The organism is Ochrobactrum sp. BTU1, from assembly GCA_018798825.1.
Classification (GTDB): Bacteria; Pseudomonadota; Alphaproteobacteria; order Rhizobiales; family Rhizobiaceae; genus Brucella.
This window is the reverse complement of the sequence record CP076355.1, coordinates 239,178-258,066: the sequence shown is the minus strand read 5'-3', so window position 1 is coordinate 258,066 and position 18,889 is coordinate 239,178. Positions and strand designations below refer to the sequence as shown.

Here is an 18,889-nt window from a genome sequence, read left to right as displayed (position 1 = left end):
CGCGGACGATCAGTTCGTTTCGGTGAACTTCGCTACCGTCAGGAAGGTAACGGCATTGCCGCTGAACTTATTTGAGCGGTCGCTTGGCAGGTCGCCACGCTGGAAGCCAGCGGTGTAGACCATTGCCGGTGCCGATCGCATTGCATCGTTGCGCAGAACCGGATTGGTTGCAGGTGCATTCTGAGCAACAGAATCTGTCGACATTGCAACGGTCGAGGTTGGCATCGCCGCCGGCTGCACGACAGCACCTGGACGAGCGCTTGCTTTTGCAACGCGACGAGCACCCTTGGCAGTCGTTCGGACGCCGGTTGCTGCAGCATCACTTGCAGCAGCAATCTGCTGACGGGTTGGAGCCTTGACCTGCTTGGCAACGGAAGCTGTCTTCACCGGAGCAATGCGATCATGTGCAGCTTTTGCAGGAGCTGGAGCTGGAGCTGGAGCTTCTGGTGCAGCATTGGCCACAGGCTTCGTGTCGAAATCGTCATCTGGCGGTCCGATCAGCTCGCCAATCTCATCCTTGCGGGAAAGCATGGCAAGCTGTGTATCGTCGCGTGGGGCAGTCTTTGGCAGCGGGAACGCGGCTGTTTCACCCGGCTGCGGCACGCTTGCGCTCGCATCTGCGACAGCTGGAGCCGCGTCCTGCGGGTTGTTGACGAGCTGGGCAATCGCATCCTGCGGACGGTCAGGCCGCGCCGAAGGGATAGCTGCAGAAGCAAGCTGAACGCTATCGGCTGCCTGCTGAGGACGTGTCGATGGAACTGGAACGAAACCGTTCATCAGCGGCGAAGCACCTGCATCAGCAACTTGAGCCGTGTTTGCGTCAACCGCGGCACGCGCCGCCGCAGCTGCTGCGTCACCAGTCTGTTCAGCGGCAGCAAGGGCTACAGCATCCTGAGGAGCGGTCGCTGGCTTGCGCGCTGGAATTGGCACATTGAGCGCTGCCATTGGCACTTCTTCAGCCTCCGGCGCTTCAACCGCGGCTTCCGGACGTGGCGCCTGCATCGGCACCGGCGCATCGCGGGCTGGCAGAGCTGCAACCATGGTTTCAGCCTGTGGCGTCTGTACTGGTGCGGCAGGTGCCGGAGCCTGACGTGCAGGAACGGCGCGGGCTGGACGGGCCGCAGCTGGCGCTACATCGCCATTATCTTCTTCTTCGTCAGCACCGCCGCCACCAAAGAGCGCGCCAAACAGCGTCTTGCTCTTACGTGGTGCCGAGTTGCTGGCCATCATGACGTTGCCGCCACTGGCTTTCTGTCTTTCAATCATCGCAAGCGCCTGCTCATAGCCCGGCAATGGCTTGCCGTCGGCTGGAATGTGAGCAGTCTTGCCATCCGGGAACAGCGCTAACAGCTCGCGGCGGCTCATGCGTGGCCACGAGCGGACATTGCCAACATCCATATGGGTGAAAGGCGAGCCGGAACGTGGGTAATAGCCTACACCGCCGACCTGATAACGCATACCAATGGCACGCAGCTTTGCAAGCGGAACACCCGGAATGAAAAAGTCCATCGCGCGGCCAAGCGTGTGCTGGCTCTTCTTGGCCACACCGCTGGTCTTGGAGCGCAGCATGTTATTGGTTGCAGGGGAACGATAGGCGGAAACAACGGTGATATACTGATTTGAACCGGTCGAACGATAAACCTGCCAAACCAGATCGAACAGGCGCGGGTCCATCTTGGTTGGCTCGTTGCGACGCCAGTCACGCAGGAAGACGTTCAGCTTCTTCAGACCATCAGGCAGGAAGCGACCATTCTTCTTAAAGGTGATTTCGGCCTTCTCGCCGGTGTGAACGTAATAAAGCTTGAGCGTGCGCGTTTCGGCTGATGCCTGCGCCGGTGCGAATGCAGTCACGACCGCCGCTGCAACCAGAGAGGCGGAAACAGAAGAACGAACCTTAAATACGGAAGCAGACAATCCAGTCCAGACTTTCGCAAAGCGCGCTTTAATGGTCGATATGCTGCTCATTGAATTATATCGCCTTACCGTGTTGTCCGCCCTAAGGGCCGTATCAGAGATCGTAGAAACGAATATGCGTGAGCCCTGATTGTCGGATTTAATGGTTAATGGACGCTTAGTGAACAACAAATGAGGAAACACCATGGCAAAAAAGACACACAGACGCATCTATTTTCGTCATGGTAAAAAAATTATTAACAATCTTCCGCGAAGCTAACATTCTGGCAACACCAACAGGTACTGCTTCATAAATTACTAAATTTCAATAAGTTAAAGAGTTTTAGCGGCCCGCAAACCGGCCGGATTGGGCATTAAAATGGTCATCTGCGTCGTCGCGACCCTTGCCAGCTATTGACGCCACATCGATGCCATATTCCTTCAATTTTCGGTACAGCGTGGTCCGTCCGATGCCCAAACGGCGCGCGACTTCACTGATTTGACCATCGTAATGCGCAATTGCGAAGCGGATCATCTCTTCTTCGGTCGCAGCAAGCGTACGAACTTCGCCGTCCCGTGTCGTGCCGCTGATCGCGCCCGAACTTGATATTTCGCTGTTCTGAAGTGACGCTCCACCGTCCGTAGACTGTCCACGAACAATACCTGTATCGAGACCCATATTTCGGAAATGTCGAGCCGTTAATGCATGTTCATCGCACAGAAGTACGGCATGATAAATTGCATTTTTCAGTTCCCGCACATTGCCGGGCCAATCGTAGGTCTTCAACCCCTCAAGTGCATAGGGTGTGATGCCCGTAATATGCCCGAGCCGTTCTTCGCTGGCAAAATGCATCAGAAACTGATGCGCGAGGATTGGAATATCCTCAATGCGATTTCGCAACGACGGCATCTCAATAGAAAACGATGAAATGAGATGATAAAGCCCGGGGTGAAACCGGCCCATATGCACAAGTTCGGCCACGGAATGACTGTTTGAGGCAATGACGCGTGTGTTGGCCAAAAGATCGGCACTTTCACCAGCGGTCACATATTGCGAGGCTTGCATGAGCTCAAAGAGACGAAGCTGCGTGCGATAAGGCAGCGCGCTGATCTCATCAAAAAACAAAGTTCCGCCCTGCGCCTCTACGATTTTACCCGCAATCTGGATTGGCGCCTCAACGGAATTGATTGATCTCGCTCCTGAATGCCCGAACAGCAGTTGGTCGGCATTGCTTTTTGCAAGAGAACGGCAATCGATGGCGACAAATGGGCCCTGCCAACGTGTTCCACCACTGCTGATAGCCCGCGCCAGAGTTTCCTTGCCTGTGCCGACTTCGCCTTCGATGAGCAATGGCGTATCAAGCGGCGTCACACGACGCGCCAGCATAGCCACTCTCTCCATTTCCGGGCTCTTCGTCACCATATCGGAAAGCAGTATATGTGGTTTCTGCGAGGAGCGCGTGCGCTTGAGTTCCTGTGTCAGCGAATCGAGTTTGAAAGCATTGGCAACCGATACCTGCATTCGCTCGAACACGACGGGCTTGGTCATAAAGTCGACGGCGCCCAGTCTTATAGCCTGCATGGCTTTTTCGAGGTCGTCGTTCTGTACCAACACGATAACGGGAATATTGATGCCAGCTTCACGCATTTTTGTAAGGACAGCGCAGCCATCCATATCGGGCATAGTCAGATCGAGAAGTATAAGCGCAATGTCCTTGCGGGTGCTGATGAAACCGAATGCACTCGTGCCACCATCTGCAAGAATGGTCCTATGCCCCATGCGTAGCACGGCCGTTTCAAGGCTGCGGCGTTGTATCGGATCATCATCCGCTATAAGAATACGCGTACTCATGGCTGCTTCACTACCAGCGGTATATGTCTCGGAACATCCCAATATCTAGTATGTGTCATATTTCAGGCGCGTCATTTGGAGCATCGTTCCTTATGAAAGCAAGCCCTAATGCACACACATTTGCGCATCATCCTCAGAATAGTTCTGTGATCCAGAATACCGCCTTGCCACTTGGCGCCTTGAAAAAGACATGCGAGAAGAGGGCAACAGGAGAATGCTATGACCTTTGCCATGAACCGTTTTTCAAAGTCTGTCACGCTTGACACCATGCCTTATATGCCGGCCGGTGATACCGGAACTGCCGCAACGGCCGACCTTGGAATGCTGCCCGAGTGGAACCTGGCTGACCTCTACCCCTCTGCCGAGAGCGCTGAACTGAAAGCTGATCTCGAAAAGGCGGCAAAGGATGCAGCCGATTTTGAAACCCGCTGGAAGGGCAAACTCGGTGAAGAAGCGGCAAAGGCCAATGGCGGAAATTTTGCCGATGCGATCAAGGAATATGAGGGTCTAAGCGAACTCATGGGCCGCATCGCTTCCTTCGCGGGCCTTTATTACTACGGCGACACCACCGATTCCAAGCGCATGAAACTGTTCGGTGATGTGCAGCAGAAACTGACTGACGCAAACACGCCGCTGATTTTCTTCAGCCTCGAAATCAACCGCATCGATGACGACGTGCTTGAAAAAGCGATGGCGTCCAATCCCTCGATCGGCCACTACCGCCCATGGCTGGAAGATTTGCGCCTCGACAAGCCATATGAGCTTGACGACAAACTGGAACAGCTTTTCCACGAAAAGTCGATCACCGGCTACAGCGCCTGGAACCGCCTGTTCGATGAAACCATGTCGAGCCTGCGTTTTGAAATCGATGGCGAAGAACTGGCCATCGAGCAGACGCTCAACATGCTGCAGGACGTAGATGGTGCCGTGCGCAAAAAGGCATCGGAAGCGCTTGCCAAGACTTTCGGCGCAAACCTGCGCACTTTCACGCTGATTACCAATACGCTGGCCAAGGACAAGGAAATCTCCGACCGCTGGCGTGGTTTTCAGGACATTGCCGACAGCCGCCATCTTGCCAATCGCGTCGAACGTGAAGTTGTCGATGCGCTCAGCAGTGCCGTCGAAGCTGCCTATCCGCGTATTTCGCACCGCTATTATGCATTGAAAGCCAAGTGGCTCGGCCTCGAAAAGCTGGAGAACTGGGATCGCAATGCGCCGCTGCCGGAAACACCGCAGGCGCTGATCTCGTGGGATGAGGCGCGCGAAACCGTGCTTTCCGCCTATGGCAACTTCGCGCCTGAAATGGCCGAAATTGCCAAGAAGTTCTTTGACAAGAACTGGATTGACGCGCCGGTGCGTCCGGGCAAGGCGCCGGGTGCTTTTGCGCATCCAACCGTGCCTTCCGCTCATCCTTATGTGCTGCTCAACTATATGGGCAAGCCGCGCGATGTGATGACGCTTGCGCACGAGCTTGGCCATGGCGTGCATCAGGTTCTGGCCGGCGAACAGGGTGCGCTGATGGCATCCACGCCACTCACACTGGCGGAAACGGCTTCCGTTTTTGGCGAGATGCTCACGTTCCGCTCGTTGCTTGAACGCACCACCAACAAGCGCGAACGCAAGGCCATGCTGGCTCAGAAGGCCGAGGACATGATCAATACGGTCGTGCGCCAGATCGCTTTCTACCAGTTCGAGCGTCGTGTTCACACCGAGCGCCGCGAAGGCGAACTAACATCAGAGCGTATCGGCGAAATCTGGATGGATGTGCAGCGCGAAAGCCTTGGCGATGCGGTCAATCTCAATCCGGGTTACGAAACCTTCTGGACCTATATTCCGCACTTCATCCATTCGCCGTTCTACGTCTATGCCTATGCATTCGGCGATTGTCTGGTAAACTCGCTTTATGCCGTCTACCAGAACTCGGAAAAAGGCTTCCAGCAGAAGTATTTCGACATGCTGAAAGCGGGTGGCACCAAGCACCACAAGGAACTGTTGGCGCCATTTGGCCTTGATGCAACTGATCCGGATTTCTGGAGCAAAGGCCTGTCGGTGGTGGAAGGCATCATCGACGAACTCGAAGCCATGGAAGACTGAGCAAATTCGTGACCCACAAGGGTTTGAATAGGGGTTTGAATAGGCCGCAAATCCTTTTTCGGGATGACAAGGCGGGCCGCGATGTTTTATTCGCGGCTCCGTCTTCGATTATCCGTGCCGATACGCCAGATACGTTCGAAGCAGCATGGAAGGCCATGCAACGCGCCCACGAAGCGGGCAAATGGCTTGCAGGCTACCTCTCCTATGAGGCGGGCTATCTTCTTGAACCCAAACTGAAAGAGCTTCTGCCGGAAAATCGCAAAGCGCCGCTTTTATGCTTTGGTGTTTTCGATGGCCCATCAGACGAAGCCATGCACACGCGCAGCGATGACAACATCACGTACTTAACTGAACCGGTCGCCCAATGGTCGCTTGAGGATTACCAGCCGAAGTTTGCGCGCCTTCACCAGCATTTGCGCGAAGGCGATTGCTATCAGGGAAATCTGACATTTCCGGTTCATGCTGAATGGGACGGCGATCCGCTCGTGCTGTTCAACACGCTCGCAAAGCGCCAGCCTGTTCGCTATGCGACCTATTGCGATCTCGGTGGCCCGATCATCCTGTCGCGATCGCCGGAACTCTTCTTTGAAGTGGATGGCGAAGGCTATATCGAAACCCATCCGATGAAGGGCACCATGCCGCGCGGTGCCACCCCTTTTGAGGATGAAGCGAACCGCCAGTTTTTGATGAACGACCCCAAAAATCAGGCGGAAAACCGCATGATTGTTGATCTCCTGCGCAATGACATTTCACTGGTCAGCGAAGTCGGATCGCTCGATGTGCCGGAAATTTTCCGGGTCGAAACTTATCCAACCGTTCACCAGATGATCAGCCGCGTGCGCGCAAAGCTTAAAGACAAGCTGCCGCTGCGCGCGATTTTTGCAGCACTTTTCCCATGCGGTTCCATTACCGGCGCGCCGAAAATCAGCGCGATGGAAATCCTGCGCAGGCTGGAAACCGGCCCGCGCGATATCTATTGCGGCTCGCTTGGCTGGATCGAGCCGGGTGGACGTATGCGGTTCAATGTTGCCATCCGCACGATCTCGCTTCTTGAGCAAAATCGTGCAATCTTCAATGTCGGGGGCGGTGTGGTCTTCGATTCCACAGCGCAAGCGGAGTATGAGGAATGTCTTCTGAAAGCACGGTTCGCGACGGGACAGCGACCAGCCATGCGAACCCAGACTATCAGCTGATCGAGACCATGCGCTGGGAGCCTCTTTCGGGTATCCTGCGTTGCGATCTTCATATGGCGCGGCTGGAAAACTCCGCAAGAGAGCTTGGCTTCCGTTACAACATGGAAACGGTGCATAAGAAGATCGCCGAGATCAGTGCCGGGGACAGCCCGCTCAAACTGCGCCTGACCCTTGCTCCGGACGGGCTCGTCGAGATTGCAGCTTTTCCTTATGAGCCGTTGCAGCCACAGACTGTCTGGCGCATCGCAGTGGCTGAAACGCGTCTTAAGCACGATGATGCCTTGCTGCGCCACAAGACCACGCGGCGTCAGGCCTATATTTCGGCCCGTGAAGAATATTCGTCAGCCGAGGTGGATGAAGTCATTCTGCTCAACGAGCGTGGCGAAGTGTGTGAAGGCACCATCACATCGATTTTCCTCGATATTGGCGGCAGTACCTGTGTCACCCCTGCCCTTTCCTGCGGCCTGCTCGATGGTGTTCTGCGGCGCGAACTTCTGAACAACAGCGTCGTTCAGGAAGGCGTTGTGACGGTGGATGATCTTAGCCGCGCGCGCAACATTCTTGTCGGCAATTCATTGCGTGGAATGATCCGCGCTCAGCTGGTTACGATATAAATTCGTTAAACACGTATTCATGTCATAGGGTTGTGACGTTTCTTTCTTTCTATGAACCTGTGCTATCGTTGCGAAATTAGCAGTTCTTAAAACAGGGAATTGTGCAACGCTGTAGCTTTACAGCAGGAGAGAGAAAGAAAATGGCGAAAGTGAAATGGCCAGTCTATGGCGAAATTACCGGCTCTGTCATCATGATCGGCTTTGGCTCGATCGGGCGCGGTACCCTGCCACTGATCGAACGCCATTTCAAATTCAACAAGTCCCGTCTGGTCGTCATTGATCCATCTGAGAAGAACCGCAAGATCCTGGATGACAAGGGTATCCGCTTCATCAAGAACGCGATCACCAAGGACAATTACAAGAAGATTCTTGGGCCTCTGATCAAGGAAGGCGAAGGCCAGCCTTTCATCGTCAATCTGTCGGTTGACACCGGATCGCTCGATCTGATGCGCTACAGCCGCGAACAGGGCGCGCTCTATATTGATACGGTTGTCGAGCCATGGCTTGGTTTCTATTTTGACACCGAAGCAGACAATGCTTCGCGCACCAATTATGCGCTGCGCGAGACCGTTCGCGCTGAAAAGAAAAAAAATCCGGGTGGCCCGACCGCTGTTTCCTGCTGTGGAGCAAATCCCGGCATGGTGTCGTGGTTTGTGAAAAAAGCGCTCGTTGATCTCGCAGGCGAACTCAAGCTTGAGTTTGAAGAACCAGCAGCCGATGACCGTCAGGGCTGGGGAAAGCTTATGAAGAAAGCCGGCGTGAAGGGTGTTCATATCGCTGAACGCGACACCCAGCGCGCCAAGGAGCCAAAGCCGTTCGACACCTTCTGGAACACATGGTCGGTGGAAGGCTTTATTGCTGAAGGCTTGCAGCCTGCGGAGCTCGGCTGGGGCACCCATGAAAACTGGAAGCCTAAAAACGCTCGCAAGCAGAAAAAGGGCAACAAGGCTGCGATCTTCCTTGAACAGCCCGGAGGCAATACACGCATTCGCACCTGGTGCCCGACCCATGGCGCGCAATATGGTCTGCTTGTCACCCACAATGAAGCAATTTCGATTGCCGACTTCTTCACTGTGCGCAGCAAGAAGGGCAAGCTCGAATATCGCCCGACTTGTAACTACGCCTATCATCCGAGCAATGTCGCCATTCTCTCGCTTGATGAAATGTTTGGCGGCAGCGGGCGTGCGCAGGCGGTTCAGCATGTGCTTGAGGAAGACGAAATTCTCGACGGCTCGGATGAGTTGGGCGTCCTGCTCTATGGTCACGACAAAAACGCTTATTGGTATGGCTCGCAGCTGAGCGTCGAAGAAGCTCGCAAACTCGCGCCTTATCAAAACGCAACGGGTCTGCAGGTTTCGTCTTCTGTTCTGGCTGGCATGGTCTGGGCATTGGAAAACCCTGAAAGGGGCATCGTCGAAACCGACGAAATGGACTATCGTCGCTGCCTTGAAGTGCAGCTCCCATATTTGGGGCCCGTCAAAGGCTATTATACCGACTGGAACCCTCTGGAAGGCCGTGGCGTTCTGTTCGAAGAAGATGTCGACACCAAAGACCCTTGGCAATTCCGCAACATTCTAGTGCGCTAAAACAAATGGAATTGCCCAGCCTTTGCGGGGCAATTTCGATTGCGGCAGTTTCGCAACATTTTGGCTATCGTCGTCAAAGGGGCTTGTAATCGTGTAAATTTCCATACATCACACGAGAAACACTCTTATGGAGAAAATGGACATGAAACGCTTCCGCATCATTGGCTCTACGGCAATCGTATCGCTCGCGCTTGCAGGTTGTGTGGCAACCGGCCCTGGCGGTGGTGGCAATGTCCCTGTCGTCAATCGCGCGCCATCCGGTATCGACGGCGCATGGGTTGATCCGAACGGTATCGTTTCATCCTTCAATGGCGGCATTTTCGAAACCCGCTCGACCGACACCAACGAGAAGCTCGCAGAAGGTAACTATCGTTACCAGTCACCACAGCTTGTCGAAATCGACATGCGCTCGATCGTGCGTGGCACGTCGTCCCGCGTAAACTGCGCTCTCGTGGCACAGAACCAGCTGAACTGCACCTCGTCCGCAGGATCGCGTTTCTCGCTGACCCGTCGCGGCTAAAACCTTCTGATTACCCGTCCAGACGGCATACGCTTTTAGCGTGTGCCGTTTTTTTATGTGATACTTCCGTAATCTTCAGACAATTCAACTGCCTTAGTCATTGTTAGGATTGTAATTTGCCTTTTTTTCTCTAGTTTTCCGGCAAAGCAGGAGTCGGAATATGAGTGAGACGGATAAAGTGATCGCCACCCCAGCCAGCCATGCTGTAAAGCAACCCAAAGTCGGTGTCTTGCTTGTTAATCTCGGCACGCCGGACGGCACAAGCTATGCCCCGATGCGCCGTTATCTGGCCGAGTTTCTCTCGGATCGCCGCGTGATCGAATGGCCGCGTCTATTCTGGTATCCGATCCTTTATGGCATTGTGCTCAACACGCGCCCGAAGCGCTCTGGCGCACTCTATGACCGCATCTGGAACCGCGAGAAAAATGAATCACCGCTGCGCACCTTTACCCGTGCGCAAGGTGAGAAGCTTGCGGTCGCGCTGAAAGATCATCCGAATGTCATCGTCGACTGGGCCATGCGCTATGGTCAGCCTTCGATTGAGGAAGTGACGGATCGGCTGCTGAAACAGGGCTGCGAACGCATCGTGATGTTCCCGCTCTATCCGCAATATTCGGCAACGACCACCGCTACCGTAAATGACAAATTCTTTGAAGTGCTGATGAAAAAGCGCTTCATGCCAGCTGTCCGCACGATCCCTTCCTATGAAGTGGAGCCGGTCTATATCGAGGCGCTCGCGCAGTCGATCGAGAAGCATCTGGCAACGCTTGATTTCAAGCCGGAAGTGATCCTCGCTTCTTATCACGGAATCCCGAAAAGCTATTCCGACAAGGGCGATCCGTATCGCGCACAATGCCTTGAAACTTCGCGGCTTTTGCGCGCTCGTCTTGGAATGGACGACAAGCAGTTCCGCTCGACTTTCCAGTCGCGTTTCGGACCGGAAGAATGGTTGCAGCCATACACCGACGAAACTCTTGTAGAACTGGCAAAGCAGGGCATAAAAGCCGTGGCCGTTCTCAATCCGGGCTTTGTGGTGGATTGTCTGGAAACGGTCGATGAAATTGGCCACGAAGCGGCAGAAGAGTTTCATGAGGCTGGCGGCGAGAATTTCAGCCATATACCATGCCTCAACGATAGCGAAGAAGGCATGAAGGTTATCGAAACACTCGTCCGTCGCGAGTTGCAGGGTTGGGTTTGATTGAAGGGGTTTGAATAATGACTGGTTTTGACATCACGCTGCTGATTTTAGCCGCACTTGTGCTTGCAACGCTTTTTGCTGGCATCAAGACTGTGCCGCAGGGCTACAATTACACGGTGGAGCGCTTTGGCCGCTATACCCGCACGCTGATGCCGGGCCTCAATCTCATTGTGCCTTTCTTCGACCGTATCGGCGCACGGCTTAACATGATGGAACAGGTGCTCGACGTTCCAACGCAGGAAGTCATCACCCGTGATAACGCCATTGTCGGCGTCGATGGCGTGGCCTTCTATCAGGTGCTCAATGCAGCACAAGCCGCCTATCAGGTTGCCAATCTGCAATATGCAATCCTGAACCTCACCATGACCAATATCCGTACCGTCATGGGCTCGATGGATCTCGATGAACTGCTGTCCAACCGCGACGCGATCAATGATCGTCTGCTGCGCGTTGTCGATGAAGCAGCCCATCCGTGGGGTCTCAAAATGACCCGCGTTGAAATCAAGGATATCAATCCGCCTGCCGACATCGTCACCTCGATGGCCCGCCAGATGAAGGCGGAACGCGACAAACGTGCGCAGGTTCTGGAAGCTGAGGGCGACCGTAATGCGCAGATCTTGCGCGCTGAAGGCCAGAAGCAGTCGCAGATCCTCGAAGCGGAAGGCAAACTGGAAGCCGCCAAGCGCGAAGCTGAAGCGCGCGAACGCCTTGCAGAAGCTGAAGCCAAGGCAACGACGCTGGTTTCCGACGCCGTTGCAAACGGTAATGTTCAGGCACTCAACTACTTCGTTGCGCAGAAATACACCGAGGCACTCGGCAATATCGCCAGTGCCAAGAACCAGAAAGTGGTTCTGATGCCGCTTGAAGCAAGCTCGCTGATCGGCTCGCTGGCTGGTATCGGTGCGATTGCCAAGGAAGTGTTTGGCGATGGCAGCCATCCGGTTGACCCAACACCGGCTGCACCTGCTGCACGCACGCGCAGCGTTCCTACCACTCGCAGCTAAAACAGGCAGGGCGCCATGATCATCAATTTCCTGTCACAACTTGGGCTCTGGGGCTGGTTCGTTTTAGGACTTGTCCTGCTCATCCTGGAAATCCTGGCGCCCGGCATCTTCTTCATCTGGTTCGGCCTTGCGGCCCTCGTAACCGGCGTCTTTGCTTTTCTGCTGGGTTCGGTCGTGGGCTTTGGCTGGCAGTTGCAGATCGTCCTGTTTCTGGTGCTGGCCGTTATTTTCGTGCTGGCAGGACGCCGCGTTTTTGGCTCCAGCGACCGTCAGGATGAGCCTTTGCTCAATCGTCGCGGCGATCAGCTCGTCGGCCAGCGCGCCACCCTTGCGGAACCTATCGTCAACGGTCGCGGCCGCATCCGTATCAATGATACAACATGGCGCATCAAAGGCCCGGACTTACCCGCAGGTACTGAGGTGCATATCGTGTCGTTTGATCCGATCACGCTTGAAATGGAAGTGGCTGTTTAAACAGCCACTTCCATTTCCAATTAGGCAACGCCAATCCGCAGCAGATCGTGGAAGTGAACGAGGCCAATTGGCCGGTTGTCTTCAACAACGATCAGCGCGCCGATGTGCTTTTCATTGATGAGGCTGAGTGCTGCGCTCGCCAGCAAATTCTTATCAATCGTCCTTGGCTTACGCGTCATGATGTCATCAACGGTCAGCTCTGAAAGATTGCGGCTCAGATTTCGCGAAATATCACCGTCCGAGATAAAGCCTGCCAACTGACCGTCCTGATCGACAACGATCACACAGCCAAAACTCTTTTGCGCCTGCACCTTCATGGCGTCCGGCATCAATGTACCCACATTGACCAGCGGCAGACGGTCACCCTTATGCATGATCTCACGAACATGGACGAGACTTGCACCGAGCGAACCGCCCGGATGGAAGGTTTTGAAGTCTGTCGGGCTGAAACCACGCGCTTCGAGAAGCGCAATTGCAAGCGCATCGCCAATGGCCAACTGCATCATCGTTGATGTAGTCGGCGCCAAACCATGTGGACAGGCTTCCTGTGCCTTTGGCAATAACAACACGACATTCGCCGCACGTCCAAGAGCCGATTCCTCGCCCGCGGTAATTGCGATCAGCGGAATGCGGAAGCGTTGCGAATAATTGACGATGCCCTTGAGTTCCGCCGTTTCGCCCGACCACGAAATTGCGAGAATGACATCATCCGTACCGATCATGCCAAGATCGCCGTGATTGGCTTCCGCCGAATGCACGAAGAAAGCGGACGTACCAGTCGATGCAAAAGTTGCGGCAAGCTTGGTGCCAATATGCCCGCTCTTGCCCACGCCAGTCACCACGAGACGGCCCTTCGAGGCAACAATCGTCCTGACCGCTTCCGCAAAGGGTGCAGCAAGGCCGTTGTTCAGCGCATCTTCAAGCGCTACGAGGCCCGCATTCTCGGTCTTGATGGTGCGCAGAGCCGAGGCAATCGAATCCTCCGCAGGCGCGGCTTCATGTGTCGTGTCGAGCTTTGTCATGACGCCAACGGTTAGCGCCTTCGCTGCTGCTTGTCCAAGTATTTGTTGACGCACAATAACGACGCTCAAAACGCAATCGTCAATAAAGAATTAACCATGTCCGTTTACCGTTCGCTTACCACGTTGCAACGGTTTGAAGACAATATGCTTTTTGCCAATATCCCATCGGGCGGACCATCGCCTTTTGCCCGCAGGCTGAGAAGCCTGTTGCTGGCAGGGGTTGCCCTGGCAATCAGCAATTCGATTGCATTTGCACAGGATACGCAGCTGCGCGGCGATCTGGACGAAGACGGTAATCTTCCCATTTCCTCGTCAGAACAGAACGCCAATCGCGATATTGATCCTGCAAATCCGAATGCGCCTGCACAGGATAATCTTGCAGACGATTCCTACACGCCTCCCGCACCGCCTCAGCCCATTGAACCGGCGCAGGCAGCAACGATTGCCGAAGAAGAAGCACCACGCTTCCTTGCCACCGACAATATGCCCGTCAGCGCGGTCACAACGGAAGAGCAGGACGAAACCGGTCGCGCGCGTCGTGAGAACCTGCCCGCGCTCCCCGAACAGGGTCGCCGTGCAACACAGGAAGCCGATCCATTCGCGCCAATCGGCATTCGTGCGGGCACGTTTGTATTGCGTCCGACACTCGAACAGGGCATTCGCGCCACCACCAATGGTGACAACAGCTCGACCGGCTCCAGCGCAGTGCTGTCGGAAACAACTCTCCGCCTCAATGCAGAATCGGATTGGGGACGCCATCAGGCAAAAATCGATGCTTCCGGCACAATGAGCAAATCAATCTCCGGGCAGGACGTGTCAGAACCTCGCGTCGATGTTCAGGGCAATCTGCGTTTTGATTTGAGCGACCAGACAACCGTGAATGCGGGGGCGGGCTATAAGCTGCGCCGTGAAAGCGCATCAAGCCCGAACGGCGTCACGGACGCTTTGAAGCGACCGCTCGTTCATACCATCAACGGCAGCCTCGGTATCGAACGCGACACCGGCCTACTTTTTGGCCGTGCGACGGGTCGCGTCGAGCATGAAATCTATGGTGATGCGGAATTGTCTTCCGGGGGCACGGTCAGCCAGAAGGACCGCGACAATACCTATGCCAGTGTGACGCTGCGCGGCGGCTTCAGCATTTCGCCGGCACTCAAGCCCTTTGCCGAAGTCGAACTCGGCAAGCGCATGTTCGATGATCGCGTGGACAGCAACGGTTATGAGCGTAGCGGCTCGCAATATGCAGTGCGCGGCGGTCTGATGTTTGATCGCGGCGAGAAATTCAACGGCGAATTCTCGGCTGGCTTCATGCGCGTTAACAGCGATGATGCGCGCCTCTCCGATATTAGTGGGCCGTCATTGGCTGCGAGCATCAACTGGTCGCCATTGCGCGGCACCGATGTTCAGCTTTTTGCGCAAACCACCGTCGATACATCAACAACGCCGGGCGTCGCCGGCGCGCTTCTGCATTTCGCAAGTATCGAAGTGAAACGCCAGGTGAGATCCGATTTTAGCCTGAACGGCAAGCTTGATCTCAATGTCCGCGACAACAAGGACGGCACTGGCACGGATTACACTGTCGGCGCCCAGATTGGCGCGACATACTGGATCAACCGCTTTGTCGGCATTGACGCACGACTAAGGCATGAGTTTCAAACCAGCCAAATTTCTTATCGCGAGTACCACGCCAACAGTATTTATGTCGGCATGAAAATACAGCGATAAAACATGCGCTAAAAAAGGACGGCTTGCGCCGTCCTTTCTGTTTTCAGTCCCACTTCGGGGCCAGTCCGTCCGGGCTGACGATACGCCCATCTGTCTTGGCAAGCGCGTGGATTGCCTGCATTTCTGCGTCACTTAAGGCGAAGTCGAAGATGGCGAGGTTTTCTTTGATCCGCGCTTCGCTGACGGTCTTTGACAGTGCAATCAACTTATCCTGCTGCACCAGCCAGCGAAGAACCACCTGAGCAACCGACTTGCCGTGGGCGGAAGCAATGTCCTTCAACACCGCGTCGCCGAACACCTTGCCGTCAGCCATCGCATAATAGACGGTGATCGACATGCCTGCAGCGTGAGCCGTTTCAATCACTGTCTGCTGGGTCAGATAAGGGTGATATTCGATCTGGTTCGTCACCAGCGGCAGATCAGACAGGGCCTTTGCTTCCGCCATCAGAGCCGTGTTGAAGTTGGACACACCGATGTGACGCACCTTGCCAGCCTTTGCCACTTCATTCAGCGCGCCGATCTGCTCGGCAAGCGGCACGGCTTCATTTGGCCAGTGCAGAAGAAGAAGATCGACATAATCAGTCTTCAGCTTGGCAAGGCTTTCATCGACAGAATTGATAAAAGCATCGTGCTTGTAATGATCGACCCAGACCTTCGTGGTGAGGAAGACATCGTCACGCTGAATGCCGGAGCTGAAAATGGCTTCGCCGACTTCGGCTTCGTTGCCATAGATCTGGGCTGTATCGACATGGCGAAAGCCAGCCTTGAGCGCATAGGGAACAATGCGCAGCACATCTTCGCCGGGCATACGGAAAGTGCCAAGGCCGAGAGCCGGGATGGTGGCACCATTTGTTGTTACGTTATGCATAGTCATTCCTCGTATTTTCAAGCGGTTGCGACGCGGGTTTCAGTGCGGCGATCAAGCACGCCGCTCAAAACTGTGAGGCCAAGAGCACCCGCGACGAGAATTGCACCAACCCAAGGGGTTGAGATGAGACCGAGCTGGCTTTCGACCACCATGCCTCCGAGCCAGGCGCCAAGCGCAATGCCGAGATTGAACGCTGCAATATTCAGCGCGGAAGCGACATCGACAGCCCCCGGACGGTGTTCTTTGGCAAGCTGCACCACATAGAGCTGCAGGCCGGGAACATTTGCGAATTGCAGGAAGCCGAGGGCCGCAAGCGTGATCAGCGTGAAGAGCGGCGACATAGCACTAAAGCTGAACAGCACCAGCACAATCGCCTGCAACACGAACAGAACAGTCAGGGCCCGCACCGGATCGGCGTTTGAAATGCGTCCGCCGACGATATTGCCGATGGCAATGGCGATGCCATAAAGCACGAGAATGTAGCTGACGGAATCTGCGGAAAAGCCGGTAATATCCTGCAGGATCGGGGTGAGATAGGTGAAGGCCACAAACGTACCGCCATAACCGAGTGCGGTCATGCCATAGACAATCAGCAAGCGACCGGAGCCCAGAACACGAAGCTGATCCATGAGCGATGCTGGTTCAGCCTTCGGCAATGCACGCGGCAGAAGTGCTACAATACCCACGAGAGCCACAAGGCCGATGGCCGAAACAGCCCAGAAGGTTGCACGCCAGCCAAAGTTCTGGCCGATCCATGTGCCGAGCGGCACGCCGGTAACGATTGCAACTGTCAGGCCCATGAACATCATGGCGATAGCCGAAGCGCGTTTGTTTTCCGGCACGAGATCAGCCGCGATGGTGGCACCGACCGAGAAGAAAACGCCGTGCGCAAAGGCAGACAGCACGCGCCCGACCATGAGGATTTCATAGCTTGCGGCGGAGGCTGCAACCATGTTTCCAGCGATGAACAGCGCCATGAGGCCGAGCAGCAATGGCTTGCGTTCAAGACGACCGGTCAGGGCCGTGAGGATTGGAGCGCCAAAGGTGACGCCAAGCGCATAAACGCTGACGATCAATCCGGCGAGCGGCAAAGTGATATTCAGATCCGAAGCGACCGTCGGCAGCAAGCCAACGATCACAAATTCGGTCGTCCCGATCGCATAAGCCGCGATCGTAAGAGCAATGAGAGCTACAGGCATGGGAGGAGTTCCTGTTGTTTAACTTTGTCTCCATATCGCTCTCTGGATATCAAATGATAAGAGTGATAATCTTGCATATAACTGTTCATCAAATTCACAGGTGATGCTTTGGATAATCGCTTTGGTGAAATGGAAGTCTTTGCGCGCGCAGTGGCAACAGGCAGTTTTTCCGCTGCCGCCCGTCAGCTCAACATGACACCGTCAGCGATCAGCCGTCTTGTCTCGAGGCTGGAAGATCGCTTGCAGGTGCGTTTGCTGGTGCGGTCCACCCGCAGTCTGACGCCGACACCGGAAGGTGAAATCTATCTGGCGGAAGCGCGCAGCCTGCTCGACCGGTTGACTGAAATGGAGGCGCGCATCACCGATGGCGCAAAGGCAGCAGTACGCGGCCCTTTGCGTGTCAGTTCGACGGTCGGCTTTGGTGCAACGGTCATCATGCCGCTGGTGCCTGAATTTCTGAAACTATATCCGGAGGTCGAGCTGGATATTACGTTAAACGACAGCATTATCGATCTCTGGCAGGAGCGAACCGATCTTGCGATCCGCTCCGGCGTCTTGAAGGATTCGGCTTTGAAAGCCCGCCCAATCACTCTGATGCGGCGGCTGGTAGTTGCCTCTCCGCTTTATCTGGAAAAGCACGGCACGCCACAGAGACCGGAAGACCTCAAAACGCATAATTGTCTGCGCTATAATTTCCAGCCGAGCGAATGGGAGTTTGCCGACCCGGATACGGGTCATAGCATTCGACAGGTGGTTTCCGGCAATTTTCTTGGCAGCGACGGCACGATCCTAAGACGCATCTGCCTTGAAGGTGGTGGGCTGATGAAGACCGGAGAGCATACTGTTGCCGATGATCTGGCAAGCGGGCGACTGGTGGAAGTGCTGGCCGCATGGTCGCCATCGGAGCCTGAGAAAATCCATGCGGTTTTCCCCGGCCACCCTCACCTCGCCGCGCGTATCCGTGCCTTTATCGATTTCCTTGCGGCAAAACTCTGAATTTGGAGCGCATCGGGCCAGCCATGCGTGAGAGAATGCCGTCTTTAAGAACCAAGCGATGAAACAGTGCGGCCAGTATGTGGGCGACAATCAACACGCACAGAACCCATGAAAGCAGGCTGTGCAGCGCATTTGCGGGTGCCATCATCCATTCCACTTTCTCGCCCGTTGCAGGGACAATATTGATGCCCCATTGCTCGCGTCCCTTACCGCTGCCATAAGCGCGAAACAGCGCCAGAGCCGGAATGGCGAACAGCAGCACATAGAATGCATTATGTGCAATGCGCGCCAGTTTGCCCATCAGTCTTGCTTGATGCGGCGGGCGCTGATTGCGATTGATGAATGCCCAGATGGCACGCACGACAACCAATACAATCGTCAGAAACCCGACCGTTCCATGTGCCGGACCGAAAACCCGGATGGTATCAAGCATCGGTGAAGGGCCAACCATTTTCCACGAAAGGATCATCATAAACTGCCAGAGCAGAATATAGGCCATTGCCCAATGTAGAATCCGGCTCACAAGCCCGTATCGCTCCGGAGAATCCATCAAGAGCGGCGTGTTCGTATTCATCAGATTATCCCTTTCGGCAAAAGAACGCACAAAGGACGCTCCGAATATTTAAATCTGTGCATCATGCTTTCCGAAAA

The 18,889-nt window shown here is 55.0% G+C and carries 16 protein-coding genes; 10 read left to right on the top strand and 6 right to left on the bottom strand.

Annotated elements, in window-relative coordinates; all coding sequences use genetic code 11:
* Nucleotides 1-9 precede the first annotated feature (9 nt).
* Together KMS41_12465 and KMS41_12460 are read right to left on the bottom strand one after the other, a co-directional pair.
* Nucleotides 10-1,947: a DUF882 domain-containing protein gene (locus KMS41_12465; GenBank protein QWK80241.1), complete on the bottom strand. Its 1,938-nt coding sequence runs from the start codon at nucleotides 1,945-1,947 to the stop codon at nucleotides 10-12.
* A gap of 289 nt (nucleotides 1,948-2,236) precedes the next feature.
* Nucleotides 2,237-3,745, bottom strand: coding sequence for a sigma-54 dependent transcriptional regulator (locus KMS41_12460; protein QWK79743.1), 1,509 nt, complete (start codon nucleotides 3,743-3,745; stop codon nucleotides 2,237-2,239).
* 231 nt (nucleotides 3,746-3,976) lie between these two features.
* Between KMS41_12460 and KMS41_12455 the strand changes: the two genes are divergently transcribed.
* From KMS41_12455 to KMS41_12420, 8 genes are all read left to right on the top strand, one after another.
* Nucleotides 3,977-5,839 (top strand): M3 family oligoendopeptidase, encoded by a 1,863-nt coding sequence (locus tag KMS41_12455; protein QWK80240.1) that lies wholly within the window; start codon nucleotides 3,977-3,979, stop codon nucleotides 5,837-5,839.
* A 23-nt stretch (nucleotides 5,840-5,862) separates the two neighbouring features.
* Nucleotides 5,863-7,032 (top strand): aminodeoxychorismate synthase component I, encoded by a 1,170-nt coding sequence (locus KMS41_12450; GenBank protein ID QWK80239.1) that lies wholly within the window; start codon nucleotides 5,863-5,865, stop codon nucleotides 7,030-7,032.
* On the top strand, nucleotides 6,966-7,646 hold the full coding sequence (locus KMS41_12445; protein ID QWK79742.1) for an aminotransferase class IV family protein: 681 nt from the start codon (nucleotides 6,966-6,968) through the stop codon (nucleotides 7,644-7,646). The genes KMS41_12450 and KMS41_12445 overlap by 67 nt, the downstream gene beginning before the upstream one ends.
* Nucleotides 7,647-7,786: 140 nt before the next feature.
* Nucleotides 7,787-9,232, top strand: coding sequence for a homospermidine synthase (locus tag KMS41_12440; GenBank protein QWK79741.1), 1,446 nt, complete (start codon nucleotides 7,787-7,789; stop codon nucleotides 9,230-9,232).
* Between the two features lie 142 nt (nucleotides 9,233-9,374).
* Nucleotides 9,375-9,752 (top strand): hypothetical protein, encoded by a 378-nt coding sequence (locus KMS41_12435; GenBank protein ID QWK79740.1) that lies wholly within the window; start codon nucleotides 9,375-9,377, stop codon nucleotides 9,750-9,752.
* A 160-nt stretch (nucleotides 9,753-9,912) separates the two neighbouring features.
* Complete coding sequence (gene hemH / locus KMS41_12430) at nucleotides 9,913-10,950, top strand: ferrochelatase (protein QWK79739.1); 1,038 nt, start codon at nucleotides 9,913-9,915, stop codon at nucleotides 10,948-10,950.
* A 17-nt stretch (nucleotides 10,951-10,967) separates the two neighbouring features.
* Nucleotides 10,968-11,954: an SPFH/Band 7/PHB domain protein gene (locus tag KMS41_12425; protein ID QWK79738.1), complete on the top strand. Its 987-nt coding sequence runs from the start codon at nucleotides 10,968-10,970 to the stop codon at nucleotides 11,952-11,954.
* A gap of 15 nt (nucleotides 11,955-11,969) precedes the next feature.
* Complete coding sequence (locus KMS41_12420; GenBank protein ID QWK79737.1) at nucleotides 11,970-12,428, top strand: NfeD family protein; 459 nt, start codon at nucleotides 11,970-11,972, stop codon at nucleotides 12,426-12,428.
* 20 nt (nucleotides 12,429-12,448) lie between these two features.
* Here the strand turns inward: KMS41_12420 and KMS41_12415 are convergent, their stop codons facing one another.
* Nucleotides 12,449-13,450: a KpsF/GutQ family sugar-phosphate isomerase gene (locus KMS41_12415; protein ID QWK80238.1), complete on the bottom strand. Its 1,002-nt coding sequence runs from the start codon at nucleotides 13,448-13,450 to the stop codon at nucleotides 12,449-12,451.
* A gap of 144 nt (nucleotides 13,451-13,594) precedes the next feature.
* Here KMS41_12415 and KMS41_12410 point away from each other — a divergent pair, with 144 nt between their 5' ends.
* Nucleotides 13,595-15,175: an outer membrane beta-barrel protein gene (locus KMS41_12410; GenBank protein ID QWK80237.1), complete on the top strand. Its 1,581-nt coding sequence runs from the start codon at nucleotides 13,595-13,597 to the stop codon at nucleotides 15,173-15,175.
* Between the two features lie 43 nt (nucleotides 15,176-15,218).
* Here the strand turns inward: KMS41_12410 and KMS41_12405 are convergent, their stop codons facing one another.
* The gene (locus KMS41_12405) at nucleotides 15,219-16,043 is read right to left on the bottom strand and encodes an aldo/keto reductase (GenBank protein ID QWK79736.1); all 825 of its coding nucleotides are present in this window, start codon (nucleotides 16,041-16,043) and stop codon (nucleotides 15,219-15,221) included.
* Nucleotides 16,044-16,060: 17 nt separating this feature from the next.
* Complete coding sequence (locus KMS41_12400; GenBank protein QWK79735.1) at nucleotides 16,061-17,242, bottom strand: MFS transporter; 1,182 nt, start codon at nucleotides 17,240-17,242, stop codon at nucleotides 16,061-16,063.
* A 108-nt stretch (nucleotides 17,243-17,350) separates the two neighbouring features.
* On the opposite strand from KMS41_12400, the gene KMS41_12395 reads away from it, so the two are divergent.
* Nucleotides 17,351-18,238 carry a LysR family transcriptional regulator gene (locus tag KMS41_12395; protein QWK79734.1) on the top strand — a complete coding sequence of 296 codons (888 nt, stop codon included), beginning with the start codon at nucleotides 17,351-17,353 and terminating at the stop codon, nucleotides 18,236-18,238.
* Here the strand turns inward: KMS41_12395 and KMS41_12390 are convergent.
* Nucleotides 18,210-18,812: a cytochrome b gene (locus KMS41_12390; GenBank protein QWK79733.1), complete on the bottom strand. Its 603-nt coding sequence runs from the start codon at nucleotides 18,810-18,812 to the stop codon at nucleotides 18,210-18,212. The genes KMS41_12395 and KMS41_12390 overlap by 29 nt on opposite strands.
* Nucleotides 18,813-18,889: the final 77 nt, after the last annotated feature.